The organism is Skermanella aerolata KACC 11604 (assembly GCF_000936425.1).
Taxonomy (GTDB): Bacteria; Pseudomonadota; Alphaproteobacteria; order Azospirillales; family Azospirillaceae; genus Skermanella; species Skermanella aerolata.
The window spans coordinates 1-11,512 of sequence record NZ_AVFK01000086.1 but is presented as its reverse complement, the minus strand read 5'-3'; the positions used below and the strand labels follow the sequence as shown (position 1 = coordinate 11,512).

At 59.4% G+C, this 11,512-nt stretch carries 6 protein-coding genes; 3 read left to right on the top strand and 3 right to left on the bottom strand.

Annotated features, from left to right (window positions below):
• Nucleotides 1–404: transposase (locus tag N826_RS42530; RefSeq protein WP_157599418.1), on the top strand; the 404-nt coding region annotated here is incomplete at its 5' end.
• Nucleotides 405–505: 101 nt separating this feature from the next.
• Here N826_RS42530 and N826_RS37060 read toward each other — a convergent pair.
• The 3 genes from N826_RS37060 to N826_RS37050 all read right to left on the bottom strand — a co-directional run bounded on the left by N826_RS37060 (nt 506) and on the right by N826_RS37050 (nt 9,265).
• Nucleotides 506–2,251 carry a hypothetical protein gene (locus tag N826_RS37060; protein ID WP_147041203.1) on the bottom strand — a complete coding sequence of 582 codons (1,746 nt, stop codon included), beginning with the start codon at nt 2,249–2,251 and terminating at the stop codon, nt 506–508.
• A gap of 32 nt (nt 2,252–2,283) precedes the next feature.
• On the bottom strand, nt 2,284–4,584 hold the full coding sequence (locus N826_RS37055; RefSeq protein WP_147041204.1) for a hypothetical protein: 2,301 nt from the start codon (nt 4,582–4,584) through the stop codon (nt 2,284–2,286).
• Nucleotides 4,585–4,789: 205 nt separating this feature from the next.
• On the bottom strand, nt 4,790–9,265 hold the full coding sequence (locus tag N826_RS37050) for a hypothetical protein (protein ID WP_044437499.1): 4,476 nt from the start codon (nt 9,263–9,265) through the stop codon (nt 4,790–4,792).
• A 530-nt stretch (nt 9,266–9,795) separates the two neighbouring features.
• On the opposite strand from N826_RS37050, the gene N826_RS37045 reads away from it, so the two are divergent.
• Nucleotides 9,796–10,509, top strand: a complete 714-nt coding sequence (locus tag N826_RS37045) for a class I SAM-dependent methyltransferase (RefSeq protein ID WP_211099495.1) — start codon at nt 9,796–9,798, stop codon at nt 10,507–10,509.
• A 25-nt stretch (nt 10,510–10,534) separates the two neighbouring features.
• A partial coding sequence (locus tag N826_RS41055) for an OmpA family protein (protein ID WP_052832747.1) occupies nt 10,535–11,512 on the top strand: 978 nt, incomplete at its 3' end.

Genomic DNA, 11,512 nt, shown 5'->3' with positions numbered 1-11,512 from the left:
ACCCCAGTCTCTCAAGAAATGGGGCCTCCGGTAAACCCGGCGCGGTTCAGTATGGCACCAAGGCCTGCGCGATCACCGACGGCGCAAGCAGGCTGGTCAGTTTCGCTCTGGCGCCCGGTCAGGCTCACGAACCATCCCTGACCCAGGACCTGGTCGAATTCCTGCCCGACGTTCCCAGCTGGATTGTCGGCGACAAAGGCTACGCCTCGCACACTTTTCGCCGATTCATCTGGGACCAAGGCGCACGGCCAGCGCTCCCGTCCAAGAGCAACGAAGCGCCTGTGGGCACGTTTGAAGGATTGGGTCTACCGTCGCCACCCATTACGAGACGTTGGGGGAGAGCCATCACACTCGCCAGATCCTTCATGGCGCGCTCTCTCTTGTGGCCGTCTTTGACTGGATAAGGCATGAAACCAAGCTATAATAGGACCTAAACTTAAGGGCTGCAGCGCCGGTCGATCTCTTCGGCAACCGTGTAAGGTAACTGAGTCCCCGCGCAGGCGCCTCACTGTGGATGGTTTTCCAGCGATCTCATGTTCAACTTGACGATCGACCAGCCGGCTCCACGTTCGTCAATCTTGTGGCCGAGCGCAGCCATCTGCTCGGCGATCTTATCGCAATCGACATCCTGTCGGTAAGGCAGCCGCTGGCACAGGTAATATTGGGGCCGTCGATAATCCAGGTTGACGAACCGGTCGGCGTTCCAGTTGTAGGTTTGGTCGAGCTTCTCGTTCGGGCCGAACAGGAGTGGGCTGTAGTAAGACCAGTTCCCCGTGAAATGGGCGACCATGTGGGGATAAGTCGTATTGGACACGAACGTGGCGTTGCGGTACTTGGTCGCGAGGATCTGGGCCGGCAGGTGCACGAACAAGGGATGACTGGCTAGCCCCTGTATCGAATTGCCAATCCAGAGCAGTACGATAGGAAGCGCCAGCACGGCGGCCACTCGGTTCCGATCCACGGTGATGCGGGGTTTTACGAGCGTCGGCAGGCTCTCCCAGGCGAGTACGATCAGCGCCGCCCCATTGACGACGATGCCGATCAGCGCGACCGAGAGCGGGAACCCCAGCATAGGCCCCCAGCGCTGGATATAACCGGACATGGTGTAGCCGGAAACACCATAGGCGAGGAAGGCGAGCCCGGCCAGCATCGGCCATAGGAGCAGGCCGACCCTGGCATTGACCTCGCTGAGCACGGCCAGCACCCTGATCGACGTGAACCAGTCGGGGCGCAGGAACGCTCCGGTCACGATCAGGCCGTTGAGCACGGTCCCGAGGAGGCCGAGAACCCACAGGGGTTTGCCGTACATCATCGCGCCGTAAGTATGGGAGACGTACAGGAAGCGGCCGAATCCGCTGTTGTTGTCCTTGAAGGACGGCCACATCACGATATGGCGAGTTTCATAGAAATGGGCGATTTCTTCCCACTGCACGACAGTCGAATTGCGTGCAAGGTACGTCGTTCTAAGGTCGAACAGGAAGCCATCCCAACCCAGAAAGAGGATGAGCTGAGCGATGAAGATGAGCAGGGAGAGCCCAATGGCCGTGCAGATCGTCGCCGCCATCGGCCAGGTCTTCGGTTCCCGGACGGTCAGCAGCAGGATGCCCAGCGCCGTTACCGTGGTGAAGACCGCGAACACGAACTCCATCTGCCACAGCAGGAAAAAGCACACGAATGCCAGGGAGTAGGCGCCGCGCCATCGGGTGCAGACGAGACACCCGAAGAACAGCGGCAAGTGCCAGGTACGGAACAGGTTCGTGTACCATTGGAGATTGCCTAGAAAGTCGGTGGCCATCAGCAGGCCGAAGACGACCGCCGCTGTCGTCAATCCAAAATGGGCACCGACATGCCGAGCAAACCATACTGCGAGCAGAATCGATACGACGCCGGCGATCAGGATCTGCCATTCGATCGAGGTGATCCCCAGCAGGAGCATGACCGCGCTCAGATAGCGTGGCAGATTGCCTTGATGGGTATAGGTAAATGGATGGGCCCCGGGATGGAAGGCAACCGAATCGTCCGTCAGGAAGGCATTGGCGAGCGGATCGAACCACAGCATGTTCCGGGCATGGACATAGGCCGAGAAACTCTCGTTGTTGTCCGTGAAATACGGAACACCGTTGCTCCCGAGCCAAGCCCAAATCAGGAAAGCGAGCGGGATCAGCATGACAGCCCAATGCCACCGGCTCAGCAAGAGGCTGAAGCCTGCCGCTGTCGTCGGACGTACGGGCATCGCGGTCCGGTCCACCATATCATCCATCCTTGGTTCTCAGTCCGTCCGGGTCATTCGGGAAGGACGCCGGGACCGGCCTCCACGCTCATCACGTCGAATGTGTCTTTGTCGATCATCCGCATCAGGCGGATTGAGTAGAAGTCGTCGTTGGACAGGATCAAGTTGTCGATGTTGAGAAGCAGGGTCTGCCAGTCTCCTGTCGCGATAGCCTGCCGCTCGTAGATTCTTGTCCGGTCGCCGGCATCCCGGAAGTCATAGGCCTGGATGCTGACAATCTTGCCCTTGGGTGCCCTTACCACGGCCCTGATGGCCATCGGTAGCCGATCAACAGCCAACCTGTGGAAGTATGTGTAGATGCCTATGTCGTGTGCCGATCCACGGGCAGGGAAGATGCGGTAGAATGTGCTATCGCCGTCGTCGACCCTGGTGAACCGCGATGGAGGCGCGATCTTATAAACTGAGCTGAGATCCGGATCGGGAACGAACGGTGTGAAGGTGAGCGGCGATATGAAGGGTGCATTCCGATCGACCGTCCATTGGCCGTCTCGGTAGGTCGCATTCAAACCGGCGAACCTCCTGCTTTCCGGCCGGATCGACCCGGCGAACGTCAGTGTCGTTTCCTGCCCCTCGGTGCCAACGGTTTCGAAAAGCCGGCCATCCTGGAGGCTGTACATCCGGCCGCCGACCAACAAGGCATTGCTGACCATGTCGGCGGCTTTTCGCACGCCCGTCACAGGCCGCTTGCGGCATCCGACCAACACGCGCTCTTGGTCGGGCGCATAGGGTGTGAAGTCCGAGGTGAAGCGCCGGCCCGCCTTGACAGCCGGCAGGAAGAAGTTGAAAGGGGCGCTGCCAAGGCCGAGCAGTTCGGCACATTCAAACAGGTCCGGATTGAACTGGAAGCGTTCTGCGTTGAGCTTCAGGATCTCGTCGGTTCTGCCCTTGTAGGTGACGAAGACAAGTCGCTCATACTCGTTCGGGCGGATATCGGCATTCGCGACCGAGATCAGGAAGTCGCGATCCTTCACCAGGCCATGGACCAGCGGGCTGACGCCCCAAACGTTGACGTTGGTGTCCAGATGGACGTCGGTTCCGCCCTTGGCCAAGGCGGTATCGATCGTTGTCGGGCGAAGATCATTGAAGGGGATCAAGACAACCGTCCGCCCCGGTCCGGCATGGACGAAGGCATCGACCACCCCGGCCGCTTCTGTCGCGGCACGGAAAGCCGGCGTGAACAAATCGAAGAAGCGGGCCGCCCCGGTGATGCCGGCAAGCCCCAGCAACACCAGCACGACGCTAGGGGCAAGACGCAATGGGATCGGGGCTACGGCAAACCGCTGCCGCAGGTATGGAATGCCGACGGCCGACAGCCAGATCGTCAGCGCGACCAGAAACGCCATGTTCACTTCGATCAAGGTGGGCGGATAAAACCTCTGCAAGGCTGTCGCGGCCGACAGGATGGAAGATGGCAGGAGCGCCGCCGTAACCGGCCGATTGGGCATGAAGACCAGCGACAGGACCAGAAGCACCGGCCAAACAAGGGCCAGGGTGGCCAAATCGAGCGGATTGCCGAACAGATTGACCTCGAGCCGCTGCCACAGCGACTCCGCCGCGCTGGTCTGGAGCGCCGCCATCTCGGCAATGTCGAAGTGCCGGCCGATCGCCGTATGATCGCCATGGTAGACCAGCACCGTCACGCCGAATAGCACTGCCGCCGCCACGAGGACCGCGCTGCCGATGGAGCGACCGAAAACGCCGGGAGCGCGAAACCGTGGCAGCATCAACAGGGCTACGATGATAGGAAAGACCAGAAAAGTGAGCTTCATTGCAGCGCAAAGCGCGGCATAGACGCCGAGCCGGATCGCCGGTCCGGCTGACCGGATAGTCTGCTCGTTCAGTACCCGCAACGCCAGGGCAAGCCCGACAAGCCCCAGTGGCATCACCCAGGCGTAATAGTCGGGAAGGACCAGATGGTAACCGCCACCGCTTCTCAGCGAATAGGCGCAGGTAACCAGCGCCGCTGCCAGGGCCCAGGTTCCGATGGCGCTCCGAAGCTCGCGTGCGGCGAAAAGGAAGGCCGCAGCGCCGGCACAAGCCGCCAGCAATGCCGAGAGATAGGAGAACAGTTCTACCCGGTCTCCCAGGTCGGCGACTGGAAAGCCAGCGGCGCTCAAGGCCAGCTGAAGCGCCTGATGGAGCAGCCCGATCAACTGCCCCTGGGGCAGCCAGGGCGCCTCGTTCTGGCCGTAGAGCAGGCGAAGGCTATAGAAATAGCGATAGCCGACGCTTTCCTCGGCGCCGCCGGACAGCTTCAGGCCTTCCATCGCAAAGATGAACGCGGGCCCGGACAAGGCAATGAACACCGCGAGGGCGGCAAGCCCGGTTCCCCGAAAACTCCGGACGGACGGTGTCGGTACCGTGCTCCGGATCGCTGAACGACTGCCACTATCGCCGATACCGAATCGGCTTAGTGAACCGGTCAGGGTCTGCATGGTCGAAGGCTGGGTCATGCGAAACAATCGTTGGACGAGGTGTGGAGTGCTATGCGGCGGATATTCAATTCGACGCCGACCTGGCCGGCAGCCGGCCGCCAGCGGACACATCGTCGACGCGCAAAGCCAGGAGGCCTAAACCGAGCGGTCGTTCGTCGCGACCGAAAGCAAGTTGCCTGGGGGGACGGGTATCGGCGGTCCGGAAGGCCAGTTCGAGCTGATGGTGACGGTTCAGGATCGAGGCCGGAACCTTGATCTCCACGGTCCTGACCGGTTGACGAATGTCCAGTTCGATCATCCCGACCGCTTCGCCGTTCACAAGCACTTCCGCCTTGAAATAGGGGCGTGTCGGGATAACCAGAGCCGTAGACGTCATGGTGAGGATCAGATCCCCGCCCTGCTTCGGTGTCAACGGGATCACCAATTTGGCCTCCGGAGCGACGGTCCAGCGGCCCCAGTCCGAGGCGGTATCCGACCAGCCGTCCCGGAGGTAGCGGTCGGCGTTTTCCCCAGCCCTGAAAAGAATCGTCTCACCCATTGCGATTGGCCAGGGCGCGTCACCGATCGGTTCACAATGCCTGGACGGCAGCCGCTGCTGCGTCACGCGCACGGTGTTGGACAAGATAGGACTGGCGAACCGGTTGGAGAACCGAGGTGTCACCCGTACGGCGACATTGCCTTCGAATTCCGCCGGCAGGATGAAATGGCCATTTCGGTCCTGCACCGGCAGTGGGACCTTGCCCGACGCATCGAAGGCGCAATTGATGTCGAAGGGGGCGCCGAGCAATTCAATGTGAGGAGGCAATTCCGCCCCGTCACTGCGCCGATCCGCCCGGTATGCATAGTCGATCCTGTTGCCCTCGGGGCCGATTTCCGTTCTGGCCACAACCACGCGGCCGGGTAGCGCGCCCGGAATTGAAGAGGAGATGGGCGCAGCGATGGTGCCGAGTGGCTCGCAATCCCGTGAGGGCAGCGGCCGTGAGGTGATGCGCACCGTATTGGAAATGGCCGGCCGGCCAAGCTGACCGGAGAAGCGCGGCCTGACCCGCACGGCCACATTGCCTTCGAACTCCGCGGGAACGATGAAATACCCGCCCTGGTCCTTGAACGGCACAGGTGCGGCGGATATCGGGTCGAAGGCACAGTTGACATCCAGGGGGCCGACGATGACCTCGACCCGCGGTGCGCCGGCGCCATTACGCTTGTCAAGGTTGAAGGCATAGTCGAGGCGATAGCCACCCGACACCCGGTCCGCCTGGGCAACGACAGTGCGGTTCGCCGGGACGCCGGACAGAGGCAGAAGCGCCTTCCCGGCCGAGTGGGCGAGTTTCACGATACCCCAATAATCAGACTGCTTGTTGTCTAACGCGACGATCCGATGCTGCAGGGGCGACTGAGCGTCGGTCGTCTTCCGGAAGATAGGCCGGTTGGAACACTCCTGGCCGACGGTCATGATACCCTGGTAGCGCGCTAGAGCCGTGCTGATGCTCTGAGGGATTAAGCAGGCATAGTAATCAGGCTGCGCGTACTTCGCCGGATTCGTCCGTCCGTCCGCGAACCACATGTACGACGTGCCGTCCAGAAGCGGGCGTGGGTCGTCTGGGGAGCCCTGGATGGAGCCGCTCTCGACCACGGGGTCATAGTAGCCCCAGGTACCGGTATGCCAGGCGATCGTAGCTGCGTAGTTGTTCACCGCGAATGTCGCACCTTTGAACTCCTCCCGTTCAACGACCTTTAGAAACGAGACATGATCAGGAGGCAGGAGACGTACGTAGAAGGCTTGTTGCGCGGTCCAATAGCCGACGACCATAAGGACGCAAGCCGATCCGCCCACCCAGACTGCGCCCGGACTGCCGACGTTGCGCAGCCATACAAAACAGCCGTCAATTCCAGACCCGCACCGAGCAGCGGTCCGCCTGTTGTGGCGCCACCCGGCATAAGCCCGCTGCACGGCTGCGATCAGCAGATAGAGACCGACAGCAGGAAGTGCCGTGGTAAAAAATACGCTGAATGGAGCATGGCGCCATTGATAGCCAGTCAGGACGTAGCCGGGGGACAGATAAAAGATGATGCCGTAGGCGACCGATCCGGCCACCAGGAAGACAACTACCCACCCTAATCCCCTACCGGCGTTGCCGAACACCGTCCGCGGGCCGGCGGCCGCCCCGAACAAGCACACGGCCAGGGTCAGCAGCAGCAGGAATCGGCCAAGCGTTACCAGACCCGGCGTCGTGAGCAGCGCCGTCCACATCAGGAGCTGGTCCTGGACGAACAATGCGGGATAGTGCCACATCAGCGCACTCACAATGCCAGCCAACGCTGTTGCCCTCATTGCGGGCCACAGCGTTGGCGCGTCGGTCCCGGAACGCAGCGCACTAGTCCAGAGGTGCAGACCGATGGCAGCCGCGCAGGCTAAGGCGACAGCGATCAGGTTCAGGAAACCTTCGGGCCGGAGCACGCCCGGATTGGTCGGCGGAAGGCCCCACGGGCGCCCGCCGACCGCAAGCAGGGCCAGCACGGTAAAAGATCCTGCCATCAGCACGACCGAAGCGCTGGTAATCTGCCAGCGGCCCTCGCCAGGCACCCTCGACAGCCAGATGTCACGCTGGGCCGGTCCACCCGCGGTCGGCGAGTCGGCGCGGAGGATGACCATCGCGATGAAGCGCCGCACCGCTGCGGGATTGAGCAGCAGAAAGACGGCGGCGCCGAAAGCTGTGCTCGGGAGGACTGGAACCCCCGAACCAGTAGCCAGAAGTGGAACGGTGACGAGCAGAAGTCCCAGCCCACCGATCGTCAATCCGCGCTCCAGCGAAGCAGGACCGCCGATTCGCGTCAGCCATGCCGCGCCACGGTCCGAAAGGCGCAGCTTGGCAGGACCGAAGGAGCAGCCAAGCCCCAGCAGAACGGCTGCACCGATTGGAACGATGGTCAGCATGCCCCGCAGGACGGCTTCGGCGCCTGTCACACCGCTTGTCGCAGCGACTACCGGCTGAATGCTGAGGGCTACCGGGATCAAGGCCACCATTGCGGCCGACCCGGGCTGGGCTAGGGCGGATAGCCACCTGGCGGCGGCGGCGGCCAATCCGGGTTTCGCCGCGACAGCAGCACCCAGCGCGATCGTGGCCAGTAGAAGCACCAGCCCAAGGGCCGCGGCGGTAAGTGACAACCCGCCTTCCGCCGCCATCGCGACGATCCGCCCCATCAAGACATACAAGCAAGCCGCCAATATCGTCGCACCGATGCCACCGCCAAGACGAACCTGCCGGTTCCCCGGCGCGTCGGCTACGGCAAGCTGGCCGGCCAGCTCACCGGAGTTCCGCCAGATCCGCACGAGTGCAAACAAAGCCATGGAAAGCACCGCGAGCCCGGCGACTCCGCCGGGCAGCCCCAGAATACCAGCCGTAATGCCGGCACCGATGCCAAGCAGGACGCCGACTACCAATAGGCCGGAACTGTGGCGCCGTCTGAAATCAACCATCCTGCGGACGGCAGGAGAAACGCCTGAGAACCCAACCCGCAGATCCGCCATCGAGGCGACTGCCCAACCTGCAAACCAAATGAAAAGAACCATGAACAGGATCGGCGTATAGGCCTGGACATTGATTTGGGTCAGGGACTTTATGAGATAACCCCAGTCACGGTAAATTCCGGCATCCATGAAGTTCTGCCAAAAAGCAATGTTGTTTCTGGCAAAAAAATCAATGATGCTCTTCTTTCCTTCATCGGACATACCAACATTTCGAGCAACGAAGGTAATGTAAAAGTCCTGAAGGACGACATCCAGCCCAAAGACCAGGGTTAGTTGGACGAAAAGCACAAGCAGGGCCGATACACCCGCGATAGCCGTCAGAACGCCAATCCTGACTGCGGTTGCGAGCTGCTGCCTATAAAGCGAGAGCGTATAGATGCCAGCGGCAATCGAGATGAAGCCAGCGAACACAAGCTCGAAATAAAACAACAGCCAGAACATGACCGCAAGGCCGACTCGAGCGAACATGGCCCGAGGCCCCTCTGCTTCATGCAAGCACAGGAAGATCCCGAAGACGAGGAAGCCATACCAGACGCGATAGGTAACGACATGCCATTGGGCGAACAGCAGGTAGTCGGTGCACAACAGCGTGCAAAAGATAAAAGCAAATAGAGGGTTAACAATTTTGGCAAAGTAGGCGTAGGCGAACCAGACCGTCGTGGTGCCGATCACCAGCGTGGTCCAGAAAACCTGGCTTTCAGGGCTTCGTGCTCCTAGCGCATAGATCAGGACACCAAACAAACGAGGCATATTGCCTTGGTGAGTATGCATGAAGGGGTGAGCGGCGGGATCAGGACTGAACGACTCGTCCGTTACCCAAAAACTCTGAAAAAAATCAAAGTGAAACATGTTATAGCTATGCCATAGAACGGAATAAGTCTCATTTCCGTCCATTACATATGGGATAAAATCCGATGCCAGCAACAACCAGCCATAAAAAATGAAATAAACCGCTGACAGCAATAACAAATACGTCCAGTACTGACGCTGGTCTTTATACAATAATTTCATTTTCATTTCTTACCAGATATATTGTTTTGGAATACAATATTAATTTAAATTGTATGGATATATACGTTGAATCCATTATCAAATGGTAAGCGAATGACGTTCAACATTTCGCCTTCGGTCATTCCATACGTTGACAAGGACTGGCGGACGCTCACCTCCGGATCGGCAGGGAGTTGATTCACCGAGCTGGACCCCTCCAGATTTATCCGTCGATACCGAATCGCAATGGCATACCGTGATCTGCTTTATTGCACGGCCCTTGACGGATAGCTTCGTTTCCAGCATTGGCACGTCGAGCAACTCCCTATCCTTTAGAGGTAGCGCTTTAGTCAGGGAACTGATACCATAAAAAAAGACGATGACAAGTGCTATCCGCAGTCACGGGCGACTGGCCGTTGGAAGGATTTCGGTATCCTAACGATTCTGCGATCGGGCTGCGTATCCCCTGGCACTGATTTTCGCCTGCCTACCCCCGTTCCCATTGGTTGCCCCAAGGCAACATGCATCCTGTAATTCTTGGAGATGTTTCGGTGGATTTGGAAGCACATCATAATGAATCCGATCGGGGGACCAAGGAACCCCAGTATGAAATCTGCCTCAACCACCGTGATGACCATGGGCTGGAGCCCCTGGGCCTGATGATGAATCAAGCTTGGTATGATGACCCGAAGCGGCTGACGTTTACGTTTTCCCGCTATAAGTTCGCCGGCAAGATGCTCGCCGGCTGCAAGAACGTTCTTGAAGTCGGCTGCGGTGACGCATTTCCGAGTCGGATCGTGCAGCAGGAGGTCGAGCGGCTGACCGTGACCGATTTCGACCCGCTGTTCATCGATGACATCAGGAGCCGTATGGTCAAGGGTTGGGAGTTCGCCGATGCCTTCACCCATGACATGTTGTCCGCTCCGGTGCCTGGCCATTACGACGGCATTTACTCCCTTGATGTGCTGGAGCACATCGATCCCGCGCATGAAGAACTATTTCTCGCCAATATGGTTACGGCTCTGACGGAGCACGGTACAATGATCATCGGCATGCCGACGCTCGAAAGCCAAAGTTATGCTTCACCCCAAAGCAAGGCCGGTCACGTAAACTGCCAGTCCATGCCTCAGCTCAAGCAAGGCATGCAAAGATTTTTCCATAATGTCTACATGTTCTCTATGAACGACGAGGTCATTCACACCGGTTACCACAGGATGGCCCACTATATTTTTGCCTTGTGCTGCGGGAAGAAGACGGCTCCCTGAGGCTGGTCTGAACGGTGATTATTCAATGACGAAGTTTTTTCTTTCAAAGGCTTTTTGTACCGGGGCGCACTTCGCTCCGGTGCCGATGCGGTCACTTGGCGGTGTGTTGGCGGACATGTTGCGGAGCAGGGTGTGCTATCCACTATGCGTCGCGGCACTTTGCCTCAGCGTGGGATCCGCCAAGGCCGAAACGGTCGGCACTCTGGATTCTGGCAACGCTTCAGCGGACGACTTCATCAGGAGCATCCTGGAGACAGCCGGAGCGGCGGGTACTGTTTCCAAGCACCTCGTGCCTGCGGGCAGGAACAGGGTCGACTCTGCAAAGCCAGGCAAAAGCGCCGGAGAACGGAATGCCAGCCCATCCTGTCCAAACGAGGCTGGCAAGACCGAGCTTGATGTGACTATGGAACTTAGGTCGGCTTCGCTCTCCAAGCAAAACCAGACTGGGCTGGAGCAATTAGCCACGACGATGAATCTGCCCCAATTCAGAAACTGCCGATTCAGGATCGTTGGCCATGCCGATGCTTCCGGTTCAGCGGTTGCCAACCAGAAGATTTCGGAACGGCGCGCCGCCATGGTCCGCGACCATCTCATCAGCCTGAAGGTCGAGCCGAGCCGGTTGATAGCAACAGGAAAGGGAAGTTCCTCGCCATTGAACCAAGCCAATCCCCTCGCTCCCGAGAATCGGAGGGTTGAACTGTCGATCATCCGGGACGTTAACGGGAGCCGGGGGGAAACAACGCTGGCGGCAATCACCAACGGCGATGGGGAACGCCCTGAAATTTTCGGCACTGACTGGGCTGGTTGGATTGGCCAGAACCTGGACTCCCATTACAAGAAAACCGACAGTCACCTCTGTGTTGGCTCTCTTGATCGAATCGATCCCCCAGCCCCCGAGTCACAGATCTACCGCTCCGTTCATGGCTGGGCATGGGATCTGAAACGCCGGCGTGCATCAGATCTGATCGTGCTTGTCAGCGCCAATGGCTTGATCAGGGGTTTC

Coding starts and splice junctions, on each gene's coding strand:
- N826_RS37060 (WP_147041203.1), bottom strand. CDS start 2,251: ATGGTGGACCGGACCGCGATGCCCGTACGTCCGACGACAGCGGCAGGC.
- N826_RS37050 (WP_044437499.1), bottom strand. CDS start 9,265: ATGAAATTATTGTATAAAGACCAGCGTCAGTACTGGACGTATTTGTTA.